This window comes from Brevundimonas aurifodinae, assembly GCF_040195595.1.
Lineage (GTDB): Bacteria > Pseudomonadota > Alphaproteobacteria > Caulobacterales > Caulobacteraceae > Brevundimonas > Brevundimonas aurifodinae.
Genome location: NZ_JBEGDD010000015.1, coordinates 1 through 21,459, shown reverse-complemented (window position 1 = coordinate 21,459; position 21,459 = coordinate 1). Strand labels below are relative to the sequence as shown.

Sequence of the window (21,459 nt, the reverse complement as noted above, 5' to 3'; positions counted from 1 at the left end):
ACCGACCCCAAGCCTTGTTTGAGAACGGGATTTCAGCCGTTTCAGACTATTCAGACTCTGTTTGCGACGTCTGAAATGCGGAGCCCGCCATGACGACCTATGACTACGATCTCTTCGTCATCGGCGCCGGTTCCGGCGGTGTCCGGGCCGCGCGTCTGACGGCGCTGGGCGGCAAGCGGGTGGCGGTGGCCGAAGAGCACCGCGTCGGCGGCACCTGCGTGATCCGGGGCTGCGTGCCCAAGAAGTTCATGGTCATGGCCTCGGACTTCGCCCATGCCTTCGAGATCGCCGAGGGCTATGGCTGGACCATCGACGCCCGCTTCGACTGGCCCAAATTCATCGAAACCAAGGACGTCGAGATCGCCCGCCTGTCGGGCATCTACGTCGCCAATCTGGGCAAGGCCGGCGTCGAGCTGATCCACGGTCGCGCCGTCCTGAAGGACGCCCACACCGTCGTGATTGCCGGCAAGGGCGAGGACGGCGGCGATCTGACCGTCACGGCCGAGAAAATCCTGATCGCCACGGGCGGCCGTCCCTGGATGCCCGAGAGCCTGCCCGGCATCGAGCACGCCATCACCTCCGAAGAGGCCTTCCACCTGCCGGCGCTTCCCAAGCGCATCCTGATCGCGGGCGGGGGCTACATCGCGGTCGAGTTCGCCGGCATCTTCGCCGGCCTCGGCGTCGAGACGACGCTGATCTATCGCGGCCCGAACATCCTGCGCGGCTTCGACGACGACGTGCGCGCCCATCTGGCCGGCGAGATCGAGAAGCGCGGCATCAAGGTCATCCTGGGCTGCCAGCATACCGAAATCCGCCAGACGGAGAGCGGCCTGCTGAACGTGCTCGAGAACGGCATGGAGCTGGAAACCGACGTCGTCATGTTCGCCACCGGCCGGACGCCGCACGTCAAGGGTCTGGGGCTGGAGGCGGCGGGTGTCGAGCTCGATGACGACGGCGCGATCAAGGTCGACGATCTGTCCCGCACGACGGCAGAGAACATCTGGGCCATCGGCGACGTCACCGATCGCATGAACCTGACGCCCGTCGCCATCCGCGAGGCCGTGGCCTTCCACGAGACCGTCTATCGCGACAACCCCCAGGCCTTCGACTACGAGGCGGTCGCCACCGCCGTGTTCAGCCAGCCGCCGGTCGGGGTCGTGGGCCTGAGTGAGAACGAGGCGCGCCGCGCCTTCGAAGGTGCCGTCGATGTCTACGTCACCCGCTTCCGGCCGATGAAATACGCCTTCACCGGCTCGGACGAGCGCATGCTGATGAAGCTGGTGGTCCACGCCGGGACCGACCGCGTGGTCGGCGTGCATATCGTCGGGCCGGAGGCTCCGGAGATGATCCAGCTGGCCGCCATCGCCGTCAAGGCCGGCCTGACGAAGGCCCAGTGGGACGCCACCTGCGCCGTCCACCCCACCATGGCCGAAGAGCTGGTGACGCTGAAGGTCAAACAGACGGCGGAGACGAACGCTGGATGACTGCGAGCGCACATTCATTGTCTCGCAAGCGCGAGACGACTATCTTGACGCAATGACCAACCGCTGGACGCCCGAGAGCTGGAAAACCAGGCCCGGCCTGCACATGCCGGCCGACTATCCGGACGCGCGCGCGCTTCAGGCTGTCGAGGACGAGCTGCGAGCCCTGCCGCCCCTGGTGTTCGCCGGTGAGGCGCGACGGCTCAAGGACCGGCTCGCGGCGGTGGAGGCGGGCGACGCCTTCCTGCTCCAGGGGGGTGACTGCGCCGAAAGCTTCAAGGAATTTTCGACTGACAACATCCGCGACACCTTCCGCCTGATGCTGCAGATGGCGGTGGTCCTGACCTTCGCGGGCAGGAAGCCCGTGGTGAAGGTCGGTCGCATCGCCGGCCAGTTCGCCAAGCCCCGCTCGGCCCCGATCGAGACGATCGACGGCGTCACCCTGCCCAGCTATCGCGGCGACAACATCAACGGCTCGGCCTTCACCCCGGAAGAGCGGACCCCCGATCCTCAGCGGCTGCTGCGCGCCTACAATCAGTCGGCCTCGACGCTGAACCTGCTGCGGGCCTTCGCGGGCGGCGGCTATGCGGACCTCTACAACATCCATCGCTGGACCCAGGGCTTCGCCGACCAGGGGGTGGGCACCCAGTATCGCGAGCTTGCCGACAAGATCGCCGAGGCCCTGGCCTTCATGGAAGCCGTCGGCGTCACGCCAGAGACGCACCCGGACCTCAGCCGCGTCGAGGTGTTCACCTCGCACGAGGCCCTGCTGCTGAACGTCGAGAGCGCTTTGACGCGGCTGGACGGGGCGACGGGCGAGTGGTTCGACACCTCGGCCCACATGCTGTGGATCGGCGAGCGCACCCGTCAGCTGGACGGAGCCCATGTCGAGTTCATGCGCGGCATCAAGAACCCCATCGGGGTCAAGTGCGGCCCCTCGATGGAGCCGGACGACCTGCTGCCCCTGATCGACGCCCTCAACCCGGACAACACGCCCGGGCGCCTGACGCTGATCGGCCGCTTCGGTCACGACAAGGTCCACGACCGCCTGCCGCGCCTGATGAAGGCGGTGAAGGCCCACGGCAAGCGGGTGATCTGGTCGATCGACCCGATGCACGGCAACACCCTGATGGCGCAGAGCGGCTACAAGACCCGTCCCTTCGACCGGATCATCGGCGAGGTGAAGGGTTTCGTCGACGTGGCCGAGGCCGAGGGCGTCCACCCCGGCGGCGTCCATCTGGAGATGACCGGCCAGAACGTCACCGAATGCATCGGCGGGGCCCAGGCCGTGACCGAGGACGACCTGTCCAGCCGCTATCACACCCACTGCGACCCCCGTCTGAACGCGGACCAGGCGCTGGAGCTGGCCTTTCTGATCGCCGAGCGACTGAAGACCGGCCGTCTGGCGCGTTCGGCGGCGGCGTGACCACGGACGGCATCGGTCGACCAGAGGGCGATCGCCGGGCAGGGCGCACGGCCTTCCAGGGCGCGCCCGGTGCCTTCAGCCACGAAGCTTGCGTCGAGCTGCGTCCCTGGGACGAGCATGTCCCTTTCGCCACCTTCGCCGAGGCGATCGACGCCGTAAAATCGGGGGCCTGCGATTGCGCCCTCATCCCGGTCGAGAACTCGACGATCGGCGTGGTCGAACCCGCCGCGACCCTGGTCGCCTCGGCCGGCCTTCCCGTGGTCGCGGAGGTCTGGCGCAAGATCCAGATCGCCCTGATGGCCGTCGCGGGTGCCGAACTGTCTCACCTGCGCACCGTCCACAGCCACCCGGTCGCCCTGCGGCAATGCACCGGAAAGCTGGCCGGCCTGGGGCTGGAGGTCGTGGAGGCCTTCGACACCGCCGGTGCCGCCCGCGAAGTCTCCGAACTCGGCGACCGTACCCGGGCGGCGCTCGCCCCGGTCGCCGCGGCAGAGGTCTACGGCCTGTCGATTCTGCGCAACGACCTTCAGGATTCCGACGAGAACCGCACGCGCTTTGTTCTGCTCGCGCACGAACCGGGTTGACGACGCACGATCCTTGCGTGAATTAGGGCGATACGGGCCGCCCATGGCCCGCGAACAGAGCCTGATCATGTCCCCGCGCGCTTGCCTTCGTGCCCTTTCGCCCCGTTCGCGCGCGGCCGGCTCGCTCTATTTCGGCTACCGCTTCTACGGCTTTCGATACGCCGGCTGAGGCCAGGCGCGCTCCTTCGCACCTGACAGCCTCGCCGGCGACCGCCCTGATCCAGGGCGGCGGCGCGCTCTTGCACCCCTCATCGAAATGACCGTATCGAAAGCCCTGATCCCATGTCGAAATCCATCCTCCAGCCCGTCTGGCCCGAGATGAACCCCGCCGAGATGTCTCCCGAGCAGATGGCGCTCGCCGCCCTGCGCCACGAGATCGATCTCATCGACGACCAGATGCTGGCCCTGTTCCAGACGCGCCTGGCCATCGCCGCCAAGGTGGGCCTGGCCAAGGACGCGCCGCACGGCCCTCACACCAAGCTGCGCCCCGACCGTGAGCAGACGGTCCTCAGCCGCGTCCTCGCCCGCGCCGATCCCGACAAGGTCGCAGCCGTCGAGGGGCTGTGGCGCGAGATCGTGGGCTGGGGTCTGGCCCAGCAGGGCCAGCTTCAGGTCCATGTCTGGGCCCCGGTGGACCCCACCCGCGCCTTCGACGGGGCCCGCCATCGCTTCGGCACGGCAGCGTCCATCCGCATGGTGCGTGATCCCCAGGCCGCGCTCGCCTTCGCCGCCGAGGGCCGAGGCGTCGCGGTCCTGGCCGTGAACACGGACGATCCGTGGTGGGTCGGTCTGCGTCGCGACTGGTCCAGCCTCAGCGTCTTCGACGGCTTCGGCCAGGCGGGCGGCCAGCCGAGCTCACTGGCCGTCGGCAAGATCGACCCTGCCGCCCTTCCGACCGGCCGCAGCGTCATCGTCACTGCCGGTGGCGACGCAGGCGACGGCGGCGGTGCGCGCCGCTGGGGGCTCAACACCCACCACGGCTGGACCCTGGCCCTGACCGATGCCCGGCTGACCCCCGGCGACGCCGAGGGCTGCGTCGGCGCGATCGCCTAGGCGGCCGGCGCGGCAGGAGCGGGCGGGGCACCCGGCGGCAGGGGCTCCGGTGCCTGCTCACCGGCATCGCCCGGCAGCTGGCGGATGTAGCGATACATTGCCCGCTTATCGGCCTCCGACATGGCGCGCACGCTCGGCCACGGCATGGGCGGCAGGCTGGAGCCGGTGGCCAGCAACTCCACCCACTGGTCCTCGCTCAGCCGCTGCGTCGTCAGCCTCAGGTTCTTGCCATAGGTCGTGCCCCACGGCCCGGTGTGGCCCTCCGTCGAGCCCTTCAGCCACTCGGTTTCCGGCGGCTGGGCCCCGTTCGTCATGGCGTACTGAGGCGTGTGGCAGTCGTTACAGCCGCCGATCAGCACCAGATACCGCCCCGCCTCTATGTCGCTGGCGGCCAGCACCATCGGCGTCGCGCCTACCTCTGCCGTCGCGCTGTCGGTCTTGGTGACGCTGCCGTCACACGCCGCCAGCAGCATCGCCAAGCCCGCGCAGGCGAGCGCCGTCATTGATCTGTTCATTTGACAGTCCCCCGTTATCCCAGCGGCAGGGAAGGGGAGTCTCCATGTTTGGTCAAGCCTGGCCGGAATCGCCTATGCTCTGGGCGATGCTTCCGGGGCCGGCATGAACACGACCGAGATCTTTCTCATCGCGATGCTGATCATCTTCAGCGTCCCGTATCTGGTCTGGCGGCTGTTCCGGACGGATCACTACGCGCCGCTGGTGGTGGTTCAGATCATCGGCGGCATCCTGCTGGGACCGGGCGTGCTGGGCGCGGTGTTCCCGGATTACTACGCCTTCGTCTTCCGGCCCGAGGTCATCCAGTCCCTCAACGGTGTCGCCTGGTGGGCAGTGATGATCTTCGTCTGGCTGGCGGGCATCGAGCTCGACCTGAAGGCCGCCTGGGCCAATCGCGCCGAGACCGGGGTGACGGCGGGCCTGGCGCTTGTCACGCCTCTGCTGTTCGGCTGCGCCGCCGCTGCAGTGCTCCTCCAGTTTCCCGGCTGGGTGGGCGAGCGCGGCCAGAGCTGGCAGGTGCTGGCGGGTATGGGCATGGCTTGCGCGGTCACGGCGCTGCCGATCCTCGTCCTGTTCCTCGACAAGCTGGGCGTGCTCAGGAGCGACCTCGGCCAGCGCGTCCTGCGCTACGCCAGCCTGGACGACATCGCCATCTGGGGTGTTCTCGCCCTGATCATCCTCGACTGGGACCGGCTGGGGCGGCAGGCCGCCTTCCTCGTCGGCTTCCCCATCGCCTCGATCGCCATACGCGCCCTGATGCGCCGCGTCCCCCAGACGGACCGGTGGTACGTCGGCCTGATCTGGCTGGCGGCGATGGGCTTCGTCGGCGACTGGGCGGGGCTGCACTACATGGTCGGCGCCTTTCTGGCGGGCGTGGTCCTGGACAAGGACCTGTTCGAGGAGCGCCAGATGGACAGCTTCCGCCACATCGTCCTGATGACCATCATGCCGGTCTTCTTCCTGTCGACGGGCCTGCGCACCCAGTGGGATGTCGGTGGTGTGGCCGTCTTCGGCGCGGCCGCCCTGCTGCTGGTCGCGGCGGTCGCGGGCAAGTTGGCCGGGGTTCACCTCGCCGGGCGCATCCTGAAGTGGCCAAAGGGGGAGGCGGCCGTGATCGGATGGCTGCTGCAGACCAAGGCGCTCATCATGATCATCTTCGCCAACATCCTGCTCGACAAGGCGATCATCACCAACGAGACCTTCACGGCGCTGCTTCTCATGGCCGTGGGTTCGACGATGCTGACCGTTCCGATGGTCAAGCCGCGGCTGGCGCGGCTGGCGGCGTCCTAGACCGCCATGTTGTCGATCAGCCGCGTCTTGCCCAGCCACGCTGCGGCCAGGATGCGGGCGGGCGCGTCCATCACCCCGTTGGCGAACACCGCGAGGTCCTCGGCGCGGCGAACGGCGACATAGTCGACCCGCTCGAACCCGGCCTTGAGAAGTTCGGCGTAGGCCGCACGTTCAACTGCGGCGAGGGGCCGACGGTCCGCCGCCTTGACGGCCGCCTCAGCCAGGACGCCATTCAGCCGCCGGGCCCTCGCCAGGTCGTCGTCGGACAGGTAGGCGTTGCGCGATGACAGGGCGAGGCCATGGCCGTCCCGCTCGGTCGGCGACCCCACGATCTCGGTCGGGATGTCGAGGTCGCGGGCCAGCCGACGGACGACCAGCAACTGCTGATAATCCTTCTCCCCGAAAACCGCGACGTCGGCCTGGACCTGGTTCAGCAGCTTGGCCACCACCACCGCGACCCCGCCGAAAAAGTGCGGGCGAAAGTCCGTCTCCAGCCCCTGCGACGGGCCGCCGACGCTGACGCTGGTGGTGAAGCCGTCCGGATACATCTCTTCAACGGTCGGGACGAACAGCAACTGACAACCTGCGGCGGCGAGCAGCTCTGCATCCTCGGCCTCGCGGCGGGGATAGGTGCCCAGGTCCTCGTGGGCGGCGAACTGGGTCGGGTTGACGAAGACGCTGGCGACGACGCGGTCGGCTCTCCGGCCCGCCTCGCGAACCAGGGTCAGGTGCCCCTCGTGCAGGGCGCCCATGGTCGGCACGAAGGACACGGTCAGTCCCTGACGACGCCATCCGCGCACGGTCTCGCGCAACGCATCGGCGGTTCGCGCGATAGGCAGGGGAGAGGGCCTGTTCATGCTTACCGGATTAACCCTTCGACTTAAGCGTGTTCGTGCACGGGGCTTCAAAAGGTGCCGCGCTAAGGGTCGGCTTATGACGCCCGGCAGAATGCTCCGTCCAGTCCTGATCGGCCTTATCGGGCTCGCGACTTCGTCGTGCGGCTTCGTCGAGAGCGATCCCAACCGGTTCGAGAACCTGGCCCGGTCCGTGGCCGAAATCCCGCTGGATGGAGGTCCCGCGCCGACGCGGACCGCCGCCGAGGCCGGCCTACGCCCGGCCATGGTGTCGGCCGCGCAGGTGGCCTCTCCCGGGGCCCTGCGGATCGAGGTGCTGGACCCCCATGCCCTGTGGGACGCCCGAGACGCGGGCCTGCGCGGCGCGGTCGAACGCGCGGCACCCGCCATGGTCGAGGCCGCCGCGCCTATGGTCGCCGAGGCGATGGTCCGTCAGGTCTCGACGCGCGTCGAGGCGATCCGGCCGGACATGGGTGGCGAGACCCTGCAGCTCGGGGCCTTCTCCAGCCCGGCGGCCGCCCGGGCAGCCTGGGGTCGGATCGCCGGCGCCGGTGACGCGGTTTCTGGCCTGACACCGGCCTTCGAGGCCGTCACCGTCGATGGCCGCACCCTGACGCGGCTGAAGGTCGTCGCCTCCGCCGAGGCCGCGCGCGCCGTGTGCCGCGCCGCCGACGCGGCCGAGCTTGGCTGCTTTCGTCGCGGCTGATCGGCGAACAAGCGTTCCACAGATCGCGCTTAACCTTTCGTTGACGTTCAAGACCGGGCCCGCGAGTCTGGGATCGAAGCGGCCTGCATGTGAGTCGGCCGCGCAGCATCGAGGCAGCGCGTCATGGGTCAGGCCCAGGTCATCGTCGTCGGCAACGAAAAAGGCGGGGCGGGCAAGTCCACCCTGGCCATCCATATCGTGTGCGGCCTGCTGCACGCCGGGCGGCGGGTCGCGATCCTGGACCTGGACCTGCGCCAGCGGTCGATGAGCCACTTCTTCGCCCACCGCGCCGCCTGGACCGCCGCCAACAACGTGGTTCTGCCCATGCCGGTCGAGCCCGATCTGGGGGACGGCAAGGCGCTGGCCAGGGCCGACGAGGCCGAGCAGATCGCCCGCTTCGACGCCGCGTTCGCCGAGGCCCAAGGCGCGGGCGCCGAGGTCATCCTGATCGATACGCCCGGCGGCGACACACCTCTGTCGCGGGCGGCTCACGCCCGCGCCGACCAGATCGTGACCCCCATGAACGACAGCTTCGTCGATTTCGACATGCTGGGCACGGTCGATCCGGTCACGCTGGATCTGCTCAAGCCCTCGACCTATTCCGAGAGCGTGTGGGAGGCGCGAAAGCACCGCGCCATCAAGGAAGGCCGTCACGCCGCCATCGACTGGGTCGTTGTCACCAACCGCCTGGCCGTGGCCGAGGCGCGCAATCGTCGCCGTCTGGAAGAGCGCATGCTGAAGCTGGCCAAGCGGGTCGGTTTCCGCGTCGGACCGGGCCTGCGCGACCGCGTGATCTATCGCGAGCTGTTCCCCTTCGGCCTGACGGTGGCGGACCTGTCCAACGAGGTGCGGCCGGTCGCCGTGTCCCTGGCCCATGTCGCGGCGCGCCAGGAGATGCGCAACCTGATGCAGTCCCTGGGGCTGGAGGACGTCAGCCTGCCCGCCCTCGATGCCGCCGCCTGATCGGATGAACGCGTGGGCCTGATCTGGCTCGTGCTGGCGGGCGTCGCCGTCTGGGCCCTGGTTCGCCTCGGTCGTCAGACCGAGGGGCCTCGTCGGGGGCAATGGCGGGTCGCGGCGACGTTGATCTCTGCCGTGATGCTGGCCGGGGGCGCGCTGGCCCTGTCACGCGGAGCCTGGATCACCGGGGCGGGACTTTGCGGAGCGGCGTTGTGGCTCACGCTGGCCTCGCGCATCCGGGCGGTCCCGCCGCGCGCCGGGGGCCTGTCCGACGCCGAGGCGCGCAGCCTGCTAGGCGTTCCGGTCGGCGCGACGTCCCAGGACATCACCGCCGCCTGGCGTCGCCTGATGGCGAGGGCCCACCCGGATCAGGGCGGCACGGAGGGGCTGGCCGCCAAACTGAACGCGGCGAAGGATCGGCTGCTCAGAAAGTGACCCTCTCCCCTTGCGGGAGAGGGAGACGGCGCACGAGAGCGCAGCGATCGTCCTTGCGCCGACGGGTGAGGGGTGAAACTCGCTTTCGCCGAGGAGCGTCCCCCGGGGCACCGCCGTCGCGTCGCCGCACCCCTCATCCGTCCGCTTCGCGGCCACCTTCTCCCGCAAGGGGAGAAGGAAACCGTCTGACTTCCCGATCGCCTCATTCCCCCCTAAACCACCCGCCATGCCGAAGCTGACCTCCGTCGTCGATCCGAACAGCCCGTCGTTCAGGGCGCTGCACGCCCACAACACCGCCCTGGTCGCCGAGCTGCGCGACAGGGTGGCCAAGGCGGCGCGGGGTGGCTCCGACGCCAGTCGCGACCGCCATGTCGCGCGCGGCAAGCTGCTGCCCCGCGACCGGGTCGAGCGGCTGCTGGACCCCGGCTCGCCCTTCCTGGAGATCGGCCAGCTGGCGGCGAACGGCATGTACAACGACGAGGCGCCCAGCGCCGGCATGATCTGCGGCATCGGGCGCGTTTCGGGCCGCGAGGTCATGATCGTCGCCAACGACCCGACGGTGAAGGGCGGGGCCTACTTCCCCATGACGGTCAAGAAGCACCTGCGCGCCCAGGAGATCGCCGAGCAGAACAATCTGCCCTGCGTCTATCTGGTCGACTCGGGCGGGGCCAACCTGCCGCACCAGGCCGAGGTCTTTCCCGACCGCGACCACTTCGGCCGCATTTTCTTCAACCAGGCGCGGATGAGCGCCCGGAACATCCCCCAGATCGCCTGCGTCATGGGCAGCTGCACCGCCGGCGGCGCCTATGTCCCGGCCATGTCAGACGAGACGGTGATCGTCCGAAACCAGGGCACCATCTTCCTGGCCGGCCCGCCGCTGGTGAAGGCCGCGACCGGCGAGGTCATCTCCGCCGAGGACCTGGGCGGCGCCGACACGCATGGCAGGAAGTCCGGCGTGGTCGACTATGTCGCCGAGAACGACGAGCACGCGCTGGAGATCGTCCGCGACATCGTCGGCCATCTGAACAGCGTCAAGCGGGTCGATCTGGACGTGCGCGAGCCGAAGGAGCCGGCACTGGCCGCCGAGGAGCTCTACGGCCTGATCCCCGATGACGTGCGCGCCCCCTATGACGTGCGCGAGGTCATCGCCCGGGTGGTCGACGGCTCGGAGTTCGAGGAGTTCAAGCCCCTGTACGGCGGCACGCTCGTTTGTGGCTTCGCCCGCATCTGGGGCTATCCGGTCGCCATCCTGGCCAACAACGGGGTGCTGTTTTCCGAGAGCGCGCTGAAGGGGGCCCACTTCATCGAACTGGCCTGCAAGCGGAAGATCCCGCTGGTCTTCCTGCAGAACATCTCGGGCTTCATGGTCGGCGGGAAATACGAGGCCGGTGGCATCGCCAAGGACGGCGCCAAGCTGGTCACCGCCGTCGCCAGCGCGAACGTGCCCAAGTTCACCGTCCTGATCGGCGGCAGCTTCGGCGCCGGGAACTACGGCATGTGCGGCCGGGCCTATTCACCGCGCTTCCTGTTCACCTGGCCCAACAGCCGGATCAGCGTCATGGGCGGCGAACAGGCCGCCGCCGTCCTGGCCACGGTCCACCGTGACGCCGACACCTGGACCCCGGAACAAGCCGAAGCCTTCAAGGCCCCGGTGCGCCAGAAATACGAGGACGAGGGCAACCCCTACTACGCCACCGCCCGCCTGTGGGACGACGGCGTCATTGACCCGGCCCAGACGCGCGACGTGCTGGGCCTGGCGATCAGCGCCAGTTTGAACGCCCCCATAGCCGACACGACGTTTGGCGTGTTCCGGATGTGATTGGAGAATTCCCTATGACCGACCCAAAGACATCCAACCTGAACGCGCTCGACATCACCGATGCCGAGGCCGCCGAGATCAACGCCATCTCGCATCCTTTGCTGGCCGATCCGGGGCCCGACGCCAACGACGATCTGGTGCAGATCGATTCCACCGCCGACGGGGTGGTGTTCATCACCATCAACCGGCCGGCCAAGAAGAACGCCTTCGACGCCGCCACCATCGCGGCCCTGCACGAGGCGTTCGAGACCCTGCACGGGGCCGACCATGTGCGTGTCGTCTTCCTGAGGGGCGCGGGCGGGACGTTCAGCGCGGGCGCGGACCTGGGCTGGATGCGTGACGCCGTGGACTGGTCCGAGAGCGACAATCGCGACGACGCCATGAGCCTGGCCAGGATGCTGAAGGCGTTGCACGACATTCCGGCCCTGACGGTCGCCCTGGTCGAGGGATCGGCCATGGGGGGCGGGGCGGGCATCGTCTGCGCCTGCGACATGGCCGTGGCGGTCGAGGGCAGCCGCTTCGCCTTCTCGGAGGTCAAGCTGGGGCTGATCCCGGCGACCATCGCCCCCTATGTCGTCGAGGCCGTGGGCGCGCGGCGGGCGCGCCAGCTGTTCCTGACCGCCAACATCTTCGACGCCGACTACGCGGCCCATGCCGGGATCATCGACATGGTCCTGCCCGAGGGGTCGATGGACGAGTTCGTGTCGATGCTGACCGACAGCCTGACCCGCAACGCGCCCGGTGCCATGGGCGAGGCCAAGCGGCTGGTCCACGACGTGGTGGGCCAGAAGATCGACCGGGGCCTGATGGAGGAGACCGCCAAGCGGATCGCCCGCGCACGGGTCTCCGTCGAGGGGCAGGAGGGCGTGCGCGCCTTCCTCGACAAGCGCGATCCCAGCTGGGCGGTGTGATCTGTCTCCTCCCCGTCGCCTCTTGGCGATGGGGAGGGGGACCGCGAAGCGGTGGAGGGGCTCTGGACGCGGCGAAGGACCCCTCCGTCTGCTCGCAAGGGCTCGCATCCACCTCCCCATCCGCCAAGCGGCGGACAGGGAGGAGACAACCGCATCGGCCCGCACTAAACCGGCGTCATGTTCACCTCCGTCCTGGTCGCCAATCGCGGCGAGATCGCCTGTCGCGTCTTCCGCACCGCCAAGCGGATGGGGATCCGCACGATCGCCGTCTATTCCGAGGCCGACGCCCAGGCCCTGCATGTTCGCGAGGCCGATGAGGCGGTGCTGATCGGGCCGGCCCCGGCGCGCGAGAGCTATCTGGACCAGGCCAGGGTCCTGGCGGCGGCGAAGGCGACCGGGGCGGAGGCGATCCATCCGGGATACGGCTTCCTGTCCGAGAACGCCGAGTTCGCCGAGGCCGTGATGGCGGCGGGGATCGTCTGGATCGGCGCGCCGCCGGCGGCGATCCGGGCCATGGGGCTGAAGGACGCCGCCAAACAGCTGATGATCGAGGCGGGTGTGCCCGTGACGCCCGGCTATCTGGGCGAGGACCAGACGCCGGAGCGGTTGAAGACCGAGGCGGACGCCATCGGCTATCCTGTCCTGATCAAGGCCGTGGCGGGTGGGGGCGGCAAGGGGATGCGCCGGGTCGATGCGGGCGAAGCCTTCCTGGAGGCCCTGGCGTCGTGCAAGCGCGAGGCGGCGTCCAGCTTCGGCGATGACCGGGTGCTGATCGAGAAATACATCCTGTCGCCCCGCCACATCGAGGTTCAGGTGTTCGGCGACAGCCACGGAGAGGTCGTCCACCTGTTCGAACGCGACTGCTCGCTGCAGCGCCGGCACCAGAAGGTCATCGAGGAGGCCCCGGCACCGGGCATGGATGCGGCGACGCGGGAGGCGGTGACGGCGGCGGCGGTGCGGGCGGCCAAGGCCGTGAACTACGTCGGTGCGGGCACCATCGAGTTTATCGCCGACGGGACGGAAGGGCTGCGGGCCGACCGCATCTGGTTCATGGAGATGAACACCCGGCTGCAGGTCGAGCACCCGGTGACGGAGGCGATCACCGGCGTCGACCTGGTCGAATGGCAGTTCCGCGCGGCGGCGGGCGAGCCCGTGCCGCTGCGGCAGGACCAGCTGTCGATCACCGGCTGGGCGATGGAGGCGCGGCTGTATGCCGAGGACCCGGCGAACGGGTTCCTGCCGTCGATCGGGCAGCTGGATCACTTCGTGCTGCCGAACGGGGTGCGGATCGATACGGGCGTGGAGCAGGGCGGCGAGGTCAGCCAGTTCTATGACCCGATGATCGCCAAGCTCATCGTCCATGCGGAGACGCGCGAGGCGGCGGCGGAGCGGCTGGCGGAGGCGTGCGGGTCGGTCGAGGTCTGGCCGGTGCGGACCAATGCCGGGTTCCTGGTGCGGTCTCTGGAGCATCCGCGGTTCGTGGCGGGGGATGTGGATACCGGCCTGATCGGTAGTGAGATGGACGTCCTGGCCAGGGTGCCGTCGCCATCTGGTTACGCTCAGGCCTCCGCTTTGACGCACCTCGGCATAATGGCTCAGGGCGTGGAGTGGCCTTCGCCCTGGACCACGCTCGACAACATCGGCTTTCGACTGAACCAGCCGAGGCAGCGTGACATCAGGCTGGTGCTGAACGGGAGCCCTGTCGTCGCCAGCTACCCCGAGGACGTCGAACTGGCTTTCATCTCGAACCCCGTCGTCGATGGCGACCGCTGGATCTACTTTGAGCGAGGCGACGTCCACGCGTTCGAGTGGCCGAAGTTCTCGGCATCGGCCGTCGCCGGCACCGCCTCCGACGGCTCCCTCCGCGCGCCCATGCCGGGCAAGATCGTGGCGACGCCGGCGAAGGCCGGGGACGCGGTGACCAAGGGGCAGCCGGTGGTGGTGCTGGAGGCGATGAAGATGGAGCACGCCCTCGTCGCGCCGTTCGACGGGGTGGTGGGCGAGGTCGGCGTCTCGGTCGGGGACCAGGTGGCGGCGGATGCGGTGCTGGCGGTGGTGGATGCGAACTCATGATGCCGCTCATCCCCGCTTTCGCGGGGATGAGCGGAAAGGCTAGAGGGGCCCATGCCCCTTCACATGATCAAGCTGTGCGTCGGCGTCGCCAAGGTCGAGACGCTGGAACGGCGGGCGGCTAAGGGCGACTGGCTGACGGTCAATACCCGGATGACGCCCAAGCGCGCGGCAGAGATCGAGGACGGGGGCTCGATCTATTGGGTCATGAAGGGATCGGTGACGTGCCGGATGCCGATCGTCGATATCTCCACGCGCGGCGAGGGCAAGGCGTCGATGTGCCTGATCAAGCTGTCGCCCGAGGTGGTGCGCACGGCCCCGCAGGCGCGGCGGCCGTTCCAGGGCTGGCGATACCTCGAACCGAAGGACGCGCCTCCGGACCTGTCGTCCATGGACACCGGCGACATGCCGGCGGACCTGGCCAAGCAGTTGCGGGAGATGGGGGCGTGGTGAGCTGAGGTCTTAGGGCTTAGGGCTTAGGGCTTAGGAAAGCAGGACGAGCGGCGGGGAAGCCGCTATAGGCACCGGCCCGGTCGAGCCAAGACCAAGCCCTAAGCCCTAAGCCCTAAACCCTAAGACCTCTCATGTTGTCTCCCGCCACCCGAACCGCGACGCGCGATCTGCTGAGCCTGGCCTGGCCGGTGATCCTGGCGCGGATCGGCATCATGACCATGGGGCTGACCGACGCCATCGTGGTGGGGCGGTATTCGGCGACGGAGCTGGCCTATCATTCGCTGGCCTGGGCACCGACGGCCGTAGTGGTGACGACGGCGGTCGGCCTTCTGCTGGGCGTGCAGGTCATGACCGCCCGGCTGCTGGGCGAGGGACGCCGCGACGAGGCCGGGGCGGTGCTGCGGCGCGGCCTGGTCTATGCCGCCCAGATCGGTGTCGCCTCCATGCTGGCGCTGATCGTGTTCGGGCCGTGGGCGCTCACGCAGCTGAACCTGGCCGACGGGCTGGGCGAGGGGGCGCGGCCCGCCCTGATCGTGTTCTCCCTGTCCATGCCCGCCTATCTGATCTCGGTGGCGGCGCAGTTCTTCCTGGAGGCGCTGGGCAAGCCCAAGCCCGGCATGATCGCCATGTGGGTGGCCAACGGGGTCAATCTGGCGCTGAACCTGCTGCTGGTGCCCGATCTGCTGGGGATCGGCCTGCTCGGGGCGGAGGCCTCGGCCTGGGCGACGTTCGCGGCGCGGGTGTCCTTGGCGGTATTCCTGGTGATCTACATCCTGCGCCTGCCCGAGGCGCGGGCGCTGGGCGTGTTCGCCAAGCCGAAGCGGGACCCGGTCGCGGCGCGCGAGCAGATCAAGATCGGGGCCGGGTCGGGCGCGTCCTACTTCATCGAGGTGGGGGCGTTCGCCCTGATGACCATCATCGCCGGGCAACTGGGCGCGGCGGAGACGGCGGCCTGGGCCATCGTGCTGAACATCTCGGCGATCGTCTTCATGATCCCGATGGGACTGTCGTCGGCTACGGCCGTGGTGGTGGGACGGGCCTACGGGGCGAGCGATCCGCGCGCGGTGCTGAGGAACGGACTGGTCGGGATCGGCGTGGTCACCGCCCTGACGCTGGTCGTCGCCCTGGTGGTGTGGCCGACCGCGCCGCTGCTGATCGGGGCCTACAATCGCGACCCGGCCCTGTTCGGCATCGCGGTGCCCGCCCTGGTCCTGGCGACCTTGTTCTTCGTGGCCGACGGGATCCAGGTCGTGGCGTCACAGGCCAACCGGGCGGCCGGAGACGTCTGGTGGCCGACCATCATGCATTTCGCGGCCTATGGCGGGGTGATGATGCCGCTGGGCTGGTGGCTGGCGCACCGCATCGGCGTGGACGGACTGGTGTGGGCGGTGATCGTGGCCAGCCTGATCTCGGCCAGCCTGCTGACGGGGCGGTTCGTCAGGGTGGCGAGGCGATTGGGAGGGTCGAGGCTCGAGGGTCGAGGGTCGAGGGCAGCCTAGCTTTCGCGTCCGTGACCCTTGTCCTGCCGATCAACCGTCGCCACTAACACCCCCTCGACCCTCCAGCCCCGGCCATCCATGTCCCGCATTCTGATCACCTCGGCGCTGCCCTACATCAACGGCATCAAGCACCTGGGGAATCTGGCCGGGTCGATGTTGCCGGCCGACGTCTATGCGCGGTTCAAGCGGGGGCAGGGCCACGAGGTGCTGTATATCTGCGCCACCGACGAGCACGGCACGCCGGCCGAGCTGGCCGCCGCCGCCGCCGGGCAAGACGTGCGGACCTATTGCGACGAGCAGCACGAGATCCAGAAGCGGGCGGGTGAGGCGTTCGGCCTGAGCTATGACTGGTTCGGCCGGTCCTCGAGCGCTCCCAATCGTCGCCTGACCCAGCATTTCGCGGCGAAACTGGAAGCGAACGGCTTCATCGAGGCGCGGGTGGATCGGATGATCTATTCGATCGACGACGCGCGCTTCCTGCCCGACCGCTATGTCGAGGGGACCTGCCCGCACTGTGGCCACGTCGGGGCGCGGGGCGATCAGTGCGACAACTGCGGGCGGTTGCTGGACCCGACCGACCTGATCGCGCCCTATTCGGCGGTGTCGGGATCGACCCATCTGGAGGTCCGCGATACGCGCCACCTGTACCTGCTGCAGACCAGGCTGGAAGGCCGGATCCGGGACTGGATCGACAGCCGCGAGGGCTGGCAGACCCTGGCGAAGTCGATCGCGCTGAAACATCTGGACGAGGGGCTGATCGACCGGGGCATCACGCGGGACCTGGCCTGGGGCGTGCCGGTGGTGGGCCCCGACGGCGGGCCGCGTCCGGGCATGGAGGGCAAGGTCTTCTACGTCTGGTTCGACGCCCCCATCGAATACATCGGGGCGACCGAGGAGTGGGCCGAGGCCACGGGCCGGACCTGGCGCGACTGGTGGCGTCTGGACGAAGGCGCCGATGATGTCCGCTACGTCCAGTTCATGGGCAAGGACAATGTCGCCTTCCACTCGGTGGTCTTCCCCGCGACCCTGCTGGGGTCCGAAGAGCCGTGGAAGACGGTGGATACGCTGAAGGCCTTCAACTGGCTGAACTGGTACGGCGGCAAGTTCTCGACGTCGCAGAAGCGCGGCGTCTTCATGGACCAGGCGCTGGAACTGCTGCCCGCCGACTACTGGCGCTGGCACCTGACCGCCTATGGGCCCGAGGGGTCGGACGCGGCCTTCACCTGGGAGCAGTTCCAGTCGACGACCAACAAGGACCTGGCCGATGTGTTGGGGAACTTCGTCAACCGCATTGTCAAGTTCGCGGAGTCCAAGTTCGACGGCGTCGTGCCCGACGGCGGCGAGCCGGGGCCGCTGGAGGCGAAGCTGGAGGCCGACGTCCGCGCCGGCATCGCCGAGGCGACCGAGGCCTTCGAGGCGATGGAGTTCCGAAAGGCCTGTCAGGCGCTGAGGGCCGTGTGGGTGCTGGGCAACGAGTATCTGCAGGAGGCCGCGCCGTGGACCGCCTTCAAGACCGACGTCGCGCGATCGGCCGTGGGGGTGCGCACGGGGCTGAACCTGGTCGCCCTGTTCGCCCGGATCGCCGCGCCGGTGATGCCCTTCACCGCGCCGACCATCGCCGCGACGGTGGGGGAAATCGACCTGTCGTGGCCGTCGGCGGACCAGCCCCTGCTGGACCGCCTGCCACGCGGTCAACCGGTGGCGTCCGCCGAGGTCCTGTTCAAGAAGATCGAGGACAGCCAGGTCGCCGAGTGGAGCGAGCGGTTCGGCGGGGCGGGATGACTTACTCGAACAGACTCGCCGGCGCGCCCTGCTCGTCGGGCCAGGATAGATAGGCCGCATCGGTCGGGCCGACGAAGAAGCCCTCGGCCCGCCACCGACCGCCCACGCGGCGAAGCAGGCCGTAGGTGCCCGGCCCGTCGAAGAAGCCTTCTTCCACGGCCTCGGCGTAACGGGTCCGGCTGAAGTCGATGGGCCGGCCGTCCGGCCGCTGGACTGAGCCGGCGAAGAAAGCCCAGTCGCCCTGAACGCGCAGCCGATCGACCATGAACTGAACGGGCTGGCCGAGGTCATCCTCGATCGCGGGCCGAAGCGCGTCCAGCAGAGGACGGCGAAGTGGATCGCCCACGCCGATGTCGCGCGGCGCGCTCTGGATCGCCACAGCCGGAGCCAGGGGCTCAGCCGTCGCGGGCAAGGGGCCGGCGAGCAGCAGGGCCAGAAGAACAGGAGCCATGTTCGATCTTTCGCGGCTCCGGTCCGGACCTATTCCGTCGTGGGCGCCTCGGGCGAGGCTACGGCAACCGGTGCCGGGGCGGAAGCGGACGTGGTCGCCGCGTCAGTCTCTGTCAGTGGCGCGCCCGCGCCCGGCAGTTCGCTGTCCTCGGTCCGGACGCCCCGCATGTGCTTGGCGACCTCTTTGTCGGAAATGTCCAGGAAGGCCGGAACGGCGGCGTTGTGCTGATCCACATTGTCGGTGCGCACCACGACCGAGCGGTAGCCGTCCCAGATCATGTGCAGGGCGACGTAGAGCACGATCACCAGGCCGAGGTAGCTGATCCAGCGGTACTTGTTCAGCAGGCGGGCGATGAAGGTGGCGGCCAGACCCATCAGGGCGATCGACAGGACCAGGCCGAACACCATGATCCAGGGGTGGTCATGGGCCGCGCCGGCGACGGCGAGCACATTGTCCAGCGACATGGTGATGTCGGCGATCATGATCTGCAGCAGGGCGGCGCCGAAGGTCTTGCGCTTCAGGCCCAGCTCCTCGGGCGACGGTCCATGGCCGTGTTCGATCGACAGGGCGAGTTCGAGCTCGGCCTGGGCCTCGGCCTGGTCGTGGGTCTTCTGCTCCTGGATCTCGCGCCACATCTTCCAGCAGACCCACAGAAGCAGCACGCCACCCGCCAGCAGCAGGCCGACGATGGCCAGAAGCTGCACGGTGATCAGGGCGAAGCCGATGCGCATGACGACGGCGGCGGCCAGGCCGATCAGGATGGCCTTGCGCCGTTGTTCGGTCGGCAGGGCGGCCGCCGCGAGACCCACGGCCACGGCGTTGTCGCCGGCCAGCACCAGGTCGATGGCCAGCACCTGACCGAGCGCGGTCAGCTGGCTGGCGAATTCGGGAGAGCTGAGGAATTCCATGGGGCGCTGTTAGGGCAGGCGGCGTCTGCGTGGCAAGCGTCGATCCATCCACAGCTACAACGTCCGCTGCCGTCCCATGGGTCAATCGGGACTCGATGAAGCCGTAGAATCGCCCGCCTTGTCGCATTGGATAGGCTTGACATCGAGGGATGGCGGACCACCTATGACAACTCCGTTCTTTGACGTCGTTGGTGGTGCCGTGTCGGATCTAGCGCGCAGAATTGTGCTCTATTGGGTCTCGCGAATGGCGAACGACCCCGACGACACTTACGCCTCTATCGAAGCGGGCGAGCATGCGGATATGCTCAAGATGGCCGAAACGTCAAAGCAGTTCCTCAGTGACAGGGGTTTGCTGGAACGTGAGTTGCAAACACAGCAGCGCATCCAGCGTCACGCAGAAGCCTTGCTTTAGATAGGTGCAAGTCGGGGGTAGCAAAGGGCCGAAGCCGGACGGTCAAGTTACCTTGGCCTACCCCGACGCGCGCGCCACCTTTGTCAGCCAGTACGGCACGACCGATTACGCAAAATGGCTGGTTCAGGTCGGCGAGTATGTTCGCTGCTCGTGGCACGCCGAGGATGCGCTCCTGAAAGGACGTCCTCTAACCGAAGCCGACGAACCCACGACAGCTCACCTCTGGGACGCGTATTCTGCAGATGATCTCGAGGAGATGCGTGTCAGAGCGGTGAACGCGCTGGTGGCCTACAAGAAGCGCTACATCGTTGCGTATGTTGTGGGCGCGGTCTGGCTTGTTCTTCCAGCATTCGTCAGGTACGTTTTGAAGCAAATGGCATCTGGGATACTAGGTGCCTTGGGCGTTTTTCTGTTTTCTCTTCTTGTTCTCTGGTTGTTTCCTCAACTTGCTATCTGGGCTGGCGAGCAGATCAGCCCAATTGTGGAAGCATCAAGGAATCAAGGTTAGTTCTTTACCTGCGGCTCCGGGCCTTCGACGCCTCATAGAGGGCGATCGCGGCGGCGTTGGACACGTTGAGGCTCTCGAACCCGCCCGGCATGGGGATTTTCGCCAGGACGTCGCAGTGTTCGGCCACCAGACGGCGGATGCCGTCGCCCTCCGATCCCATGACCAGGACGGTCGGCCGGTGATCCAGGGCGTTTTCCAGCGTCTCGTCCGAGGCGCCGTCCAGTCCGACCGCGCGCCAGCCCAGATCGGCCAGCGTCTCGAGCGCGCGGGACAGATTCGTCACCCGGGCGCAGGGCAGGCGCTCGGTCGCCCCGGCCGCCGCCTTGGCCAGGGCCCCGGCCAGCACGGGCGAATGGCGATCCTGCACCACGATCCCGCGCGCGCCGAACGCCAGGGCGGAGCGGAAGATGGCCCCGACGTTCTGCGGGTCGGTCAGCTGGTCCAGCATGACGATGACGCCCTTGGCCGGCTCGGCGATGTCTTCGAGCGCCACGCCCTCGAGCGGCTGGACCTTGAAGACGAGGCCCTGATGCACCGCGCCCTGGGGCAGCAGACGCTCCAGTTGCTGGGGCTCGACGATCTCGACCTTGTGCCCATGGGCCAGGCCGTCGCGCTCGATCTCGGCGGCGCGGTCGGGCGTGGCCATCAGGCGGCCCATGCCCTTCCTCGCCGGATTGGCCAGGGCGGCGAGCACCGGATGGCGACCCCACAGAAGGGTGTCCGCATCGACCTTGCCGCGGCTGGCGCGCGGGGCCGCGGTCGGGTCGGCTTCGGTGGCGCGGGGGGACCAGCCGCCTTTGGCCGGGCCGCCGGTGGGGCCCGCCGACCGAGGCTTGAAGCCCCGCCCGCCGGCCGGTTTTCCGCCCGATTTGCGGTCGTTGCGTTCTGGAATTCTCGACACTATAAGACGCCCTCCGATTTGGAGCCCTAGGGCTTTCGGGTCTGACGCTTCCTGTATCGCAGGCGTGTCCCGACCCCGAAGTCTTTTGTTCCGGGATGGGTCGAAAGACCGGTTCCGGGCGTTCCGACGGTCCGATCAGCGCGTGCGGGGGAATGTCCCGAGCGGCAAAGGGGGGGGACTGTAAATCCCCTGCGTAAGCTTCGCAGGTTCGAGTCCTGCTTCCCCCACCACGCGTTTCGGAACGACGGTTGAGGGCCCCGATGAGGGTCGGCGGTCGAGGCCAAGTCAGCCGAGGCCGTCTCCGTGCGGGTATAGTACAATGGTAGTACAGCAGCCTTCCAAGCTGAATATGTCGGTTCGATTCCGTCTACCCGCTCCAGGTTTTTGACAGCACACGCGCCCCGCTTCCCCACTTCTGGGCCAGGGCCATCAGGAGTTTGGCC

General features: G+C 68.3%; 21 protein-coding genes and 2 tRNA genes. 18 read left to right on the top strand and 5 right to left on the bottom strand.

Features of this window, described 5'->3' with window-relative positions; genetic code table 11:
• The first annotated feature begins 89 nt into the window (after positions 1-89).
• The 4 genes from gor (at position 90) to ABN401_RS14965 (ending at position 4,544) form a co-directional block, all read left to right on the top strand.
• On the top strand, positions 90-1,484 hold the full coding sequence (gene gor / locus ABN401_RS14980; protein WP_349685674.1) for a glutathione-disulfide reductase: 1,395 nt from the start codon (positions 90-92) through the stop codon (positions 1,482-1,484).
• A gap of 52 nt (positions 1,485-1,536) precedes the next feature.
• Positions 1,537-2,907, top strand: coding sequence for a class II 3-deoxy-7-phosphoheptulonate synthase (locus ABN401_RS14975; protein ID WP_349685673.1), 1,371 nt, complete (start codon positions 1,537-1,539; stop codon positions 2,905-2,907).
• Positions 2,904-3,491: a prephenate dehydratase domain-containing protein gene (locus ABN401_RS14970; protein ID WP_349685672.1), complete on the top strand. Its 588-nt coding sequence runs from the start codon at positions 2,904-2,906 to the stop codon at positions 3,489-3,491. The genes ABN401_RS14975 and ABN401_RS14970 overlap by 4 nt, the downstream gene beginning before the upstream one ends.
• 282 nt (positions 3,492-3,773) lie before the next feature.
• A complete protein-coding gene (locus ABN401_RS14965) occupies positions 3,774-4,544 on the top strand; it encodes a chorismate mutase (protein WP_349685671.1) in 771 nt (256 codons plus the stop codon).
• On the opposite strand, the gene ABN401_RS14960 is transcribed toward ABN401_RS14965, so the two are convergent.
• The gene (locus tag ABN401_RS14960) at positions 4,541-5,059 is read right to left on the bottom strand and encodes a cytochrome C (RefSeq protein WP_349685670.1); all 519 of its coding nucleotides are present in this window, start codon (positions 5,057-5,059) and stop codon (positions 4,541-4,543) included. The two genes, ABN401_RS14965 and ABN401_RS14960, sit on opposite strands and share 4 nt — an antisense overlap.
• Before the next feature lie 103 nt (positions 5,060-5,162).
• Between ABN401_RS14960 and ABN401_RS14955 the strand changes: the two genes are divergently transcribed.
• Entirely contained in the window at positions 5,163-6,347 is a 1,185-nt protein-coding gene (locus tag ABN401_RS14955) for a cation:proton antiporter (RefSeq protein WP_349685669.1), read from the top strand.
• On the opposite strand, the gene panC is transcribed toward ABN401_RS14955, so the two are convergent.
• Entirely contained in the window at positions 6,344-7,204 is an 861-nt protein-coding gene (panC, locus tag ABN401_RS14950) for a pantoate--beta-alanine ligase (RefSeq protein ID WP_349685668.1), read from the bottom strand. The genes ABN401_RS14955 and panC overlap by 4 nt on opposite strands.
• Positions 7,205-7,295: 91 nt before the next feature.
• Between panC and ABN401_RS14945 the strand changes: the two genes are divergently transcribed.
• The 9 genes from ABN401_RS14945 (at position 7,296) to metG (ending at position 17,836) form a co-directional block, all read left to right on the top strand.
• On the top strand, positions 7,296-7,907 hold the full coding sequence (locus ABN401_RS14945; RefSeq protein WP_349685667.1) for an SPOR domain-containing protein: 612 nt from the start codon (positions 7,296-7,298) through the stop codon (positions 7,905-7,907).
• 123 nt (positions 7,908-8,030) lie between these two features.
• On the top strand, positions 8,031-8,870 hold the full coding sequence (locus tag ABN401_RS14940; protein ID WP_349685666.1) for a division plane positioning ATPase MipZ: 840 nt from the start codon (positions 8,031-8,033) through the stop codon (positions 8,868-8,870).
• A gap of 12 nt (positions 8,871-8,882) precedes the next feature.
• Positions 8,883-9,302 carry a J domain-containing protein gene (locus ABN401_RS14935; protein ID WP_349685665.1) on the top strand — a complete coding sequence of 140 codons (420 nt, stop codon included), beginning with the start codon at positions 8,883-8,885 and terminating at the stop codon, positions 9,300-9,302.
• A 226-nt stretch (positions 9,303-9,528) separates the two neighbouring features.
• Entirely contained in the window at positions 9,529-11,121 is a 1,593-nt protein-coding gene (locus ABN401_RS14930; RefSeq protein ID WP_349685664.1) for a carboxyl transferase domain-containing protein, read from the top strand.
• A gap of 14 nt (positions 11,122-11,135) precedes the next feature.
• Positions 11,136-12,032 carry an enoyl-CoA hydratase-related protein gene (locus ABN401_RS14925; RefSeq protein ID WP_349685663.1) on the top strand — a complete coding sequence of 299 codons (897 nt, stop codon included), beginning with the start codon at positions 11,136-11,138 and terminating at the stop codon, positions 12,030-12,032.
• Between the two features lie 177 nt (positions 12,033-12,209).
• Positions 12,210-14,105: an acetyl/propionyl/methylcrotonyl-CoA carboxylase subunit alpha gene (locus ABN401_RS14920; RefSeq protein ID WP_349685662.1), complete on the top strand. Its 1,896-nt coding sequence runs from the start codon at positions 12,210-12,212 to the stop codon at positions 14,103-14,105.
• A gap of 51 nt (positions 14,106-14,156) precedes the next feature.
• Positions 14,157-14,555 carry a DUF1489 family protein gene (locus ABN401_RS14915; RefSeq protein ID WP_349685661.1) on the top strand — a complete coding sequence of 133 codons (399 nt, stop codon included), beginning with the start codon at positions 14,157-14,159 and terminating at the stop codon, positions 14,553-14,555.
• A gap of 131 nt (positions 14,556-14,686) precedes the next feature.
• On the top strand, positions 14,687-16,054 hold the full coding sequence (locus tag ABN401_RS14910) for an MATE family efflux transporter (RefSeq protein ID WP_349685660.1): 1,368 nt from the start codon (positions 14,687-14,689) through the stop codon (positions 16,052-16,054).
• Positions 16,055-16,132: 78 nt separating this feature from the next.
• Entirely contained in the window at positions 16,133-17,836 is a 1,704-nt protein-coding gene (gene metG, locus ABN401_RS14905; protein WP_349685659.1) for a methionine--tRNA ligase, read from the top strand.
• A gap of 1 nt (position 17,837) precedes the next feature.
• Here the strand turns inward: metG and ABN401_RS14900 are convergent, their stop codons facing one another.
• Both ABN401_RS14900 and ABN401_RS14895 read right to left on the bottom strand, forming a co-directional pair.
• Positions 17,838-18,287 carry a hypothetical protein gene (locus ABN401_RS14900; RefSeq protein WP_349685658.1) on the bottom strand — a complete coding sequence of 150 codons (450 nt, stop codon included), beginning with the start codon at positions 18,285-18,287 and terminating at the stop codon, positions 17,838-17,840.
• Positions 18,288-18,316: 29 nt separating this feature from the next.
• On the bottom strand, positions 18,317-19,195 hold the full coding sequence (locus tag ABN401_RS14895; protein WP_349685657.1) for a TerC family protein: 879 nt from the start codon (positions 19,193-19,195) through the stop codon (positions 18,317-18,319).
• Between the two features lie 163 nt (positions 19,196-19,358).
• Between ABN401_RS14895 and ABN401_RS14890 the strand changes: the two genes are divergently transcribed.
• Together ABN401_RS14890 and ABN401_RS14885 are read left to right on the top strand one after the other, a co-directional pair.
• Positions 19,359-19,607, top strand: a complete 249-nt coding sequence (locus tag ABN401_RS14890) for a hypothetical protein (RefSeq protein WP_349685656.1) — start codon at positions 19,359-19,361, stop codon at positions 19,605-19,607.
• Between the two features lie 52 nt (positions 19,608-19,659).
• Positions 19,660-20,115, top strand: a complete 456-nt coding sequence (locus ABN401_RS14885) for a hypothetical protein (protein ID WP_349685655.1) — start codon at positions 19,660-19,662, stop codon at positions 20,113-20,115.
• 4 nt (positions 20,116-20,119) lie between these two features.
• Here the strand turns inward: ABN401_RS14885 and rlmB are convergent, their stop codons facing one another.
• Positions 20,120-21,016, bottom strand: a complete 897-nt coding sequence (gene rlmB, locus ABN401_RS14880; protein ID WP_349685654.1) for a 23S rRNA (guanosine(2251)-2'-O)-methyltransferase RlmB — start codon at positions 21,014-21,016, stop codon at positions 20,120-20,122.
• A gap of 146 nt (positions 21,017-21,162) precedes the next feature.
• Here rlmB and ABN401_RS14875 point away from each other — a divergent pair.
• Together ABN401_RS14875 and ABN401_RS14870 are read left to right on the top strand one after the other, a co-directional pair.
• Positions 21,163-21,246 (top strand) — tRNA-Tyr (locus ABN401_RS14875).
• 75 nt (positions 21,247-21,321) lie between these two features.
• Positions 21,322-21,395: transfer RNA gene (locus ABN401_RS14870), tRNA-Gly, on the top strand.
• Positions 21,396-21,459 lie beyond the last annotated feature (64 nt).

Bases quoted from the DNA above. Each gene is read 5' to 3' on its own strand.
- ABN401_RS14915 (WP_349685661.1), top strand. From the start codon at position 14,157: ATGCCCCTTCACATGATCAAGCTGTGCGTCGGCGTCGCCAAGGTCGAG.
- ABN401_RS14925 (WP_349685663.1), top strand. From the start codon at position 11,136: ATGACCGACCCAAAGACATCCAACCTGAACGCGCTCGACATCACCGAT.
- ABN401_RS14930 (WP_349685664.1), top strand. From the start codon at position 9,529: ATGCCGAAGCTGACCTCCGTCGTCGATCCGAACAGCCCGTCGTTCAGG.
- ABN401_RS14955 (WP_349685669.1), top strand. From the start codon at position 5,163: ATGAACACGACCGAGATCTTTCTCATCGCGATGCTGATCATCTTCAGC.
- metG (WP_349685659.1), top strand. From the start codon at position 16,133: ATGTCCCGCATTCTGATCACCTCGGCGCTGCCCTACATCAACGGCATC.
- ABN401_RS14975 (WP_349685673.1), top strand. From the start codon at position 1,537: ATGACCAACCGCTGGACGCCCGAGAGCTGGAAAACCAGGCCCGGCCTG.
- gor (WP_349685674.1), top strand. From the start codon at position 90: ATGACGACCTATGACTACGATCTCTTCGTCATCGGCGCCGGTTCCGGC.
- ABN401_RS14900 (WP_349685658.1), bottom strand. From the start codon at position 18,287: ATGGCTCCTGTTCTTCTGGCCCTGCTGCTCGCCGGCCCCTTGCCCGCG.
- ABN401_RS14960 (WP_349685670.1), bottom strand. From the start codon at position 5,059: ATGAACAGATCAATGACGGCGCTCGCCTGCGCGGGCTTGGCGATGCTG.
- panC (WP_349685668.1), bottom strand. From the start codon at position 7,204: ATGAACAGGCCCTCTCCCCTGCCTATCGCGCGAACCGCCGATGCGTTG.
- ABN401_RS14940 (WP_349685666.1), top strand. From the start codon at position 8,031: ATGGGTCAGGCCCAGGTCATCGTCGTCGGCAACGAAAAAGGCGGGGCG.
- ABN401_RS14965 (WP_349685671.1), top strand. From the start codon at position 3,774: ATGTCGAAATCCATCCTCCAGCCCGTCTGGCCCGAGATGAACCCCGCC.
- ABN401_RS14920 (WP_349685662.1), top strand. From the start codon at position 12,210: ATGTTCACCTCCGTCCTGGTCGCCAATCGCGGCGAGATCGCCTGTCGC.
- ABN401_RS14890 (WP_349685656.1), top strand. From the start codon at position 19,359: ATGACAACTCCGTTCTTTGACGTCGTTGGTGGTGCCGTGTCGGATCTA.
- ABN401_RS14945 (WP_349685667.1), top strand. From the start codon at position 7,296: ATGCTCCGTCCAGTCCTGATCGGCCTTATCGGGCTCGCGACTTCGTCG.
- ABN401_RS14895 (WP_349685657.1), bottom strand. From the start codon at position 19,195: ATGGAATTCCTCAGCTCTCCCGAATTCGCCAGCCAGCTGACCGCGCTC.
- ABN401_RS14910 (WP_349685660.1), top strand. From the start codon at position 14,687: ATGTTGTCTCCCGCCACCCGAACCGCGACGCGCGATCTGCTGAGCCTG.